Origin of the sequence: Mesorhizobium sp. M0029, assembly GCF_040323735.1 — a bacterium.
Taxonomy (GTDB): domain Bacteria; phylum Pseudomonadota; class Alphaproteobacteria; order Rhizobiales; family Rhizobiaceae; genus Mesorhizobium.
This window is the reverse complement of the sequence record NZ_JAMYVF010000065.1, coordinates 1-536: the sequence shown is the minus strand read 5'-3', so window position 1 is coordinate 536 and position 536 is coordinate 1. Positions and strand designations below refer to the sequence as shown.

The 536-nt window shown below is 65.7% G+C and carries 1 protein-coding gene; it reads left to right on the top strand.

Annotation, left to right across the window (positions count from 1 at the left end):
• Window positions 1-536, top strand: a 536-nt coding sequence (locus tag NKJ76_RS32355; protein ID WP_352539222.1) for an IS256 family transposase, incomplete at both ends; no start/stop codon positions are given.

Below are 536 nucleotides of genomic sequence, written 5' to 3'. Positions count from 1 at the left end.
TCGTCGATCTCGGCCATCAACAAGCGCTTGGACGAGAGCCTGAAGGCGTTTGCCGAACGACCGCTTCAGGAGCCATTCCCCTACCTCATTCTCGATGCCCGCTACGAGAAAGTGCGCGAAGCCGGCATCGTGATGAGCCAGGCGGTGCTGATCGCGGTCGGCATCGACTGGGACGGGCGCCGGCAGATCCTGGCCGTGGAGATGGCCAATCGCGAGAGCCGCTCGGCCTGGAAGGACTTCCTCGTCGGCTTGAAACGACGCGGTCTCAAGGGCGTCGAACTGGCCGTGTCCGACGACCATGCCGGCCTGGTCGCGGCGATCGGCGAGGTGATCCCGGAAGCAGCATGGCAGCGCTGCTACGTCCACTTCCTCAGGAACGCGCTCGATCACCTGCCCAGGAAGCACGGCGACGATTGTCTGCAGGAACTGCGCTGGCTCTACGACCGGCGCGATCTCGCCGAGGCCAAGGCCGATCTCGCCGCGTGGCTGTCCAAATGGTCCGCCCGCTACCCGCGGCTGACCACCTGGGCGGAAGA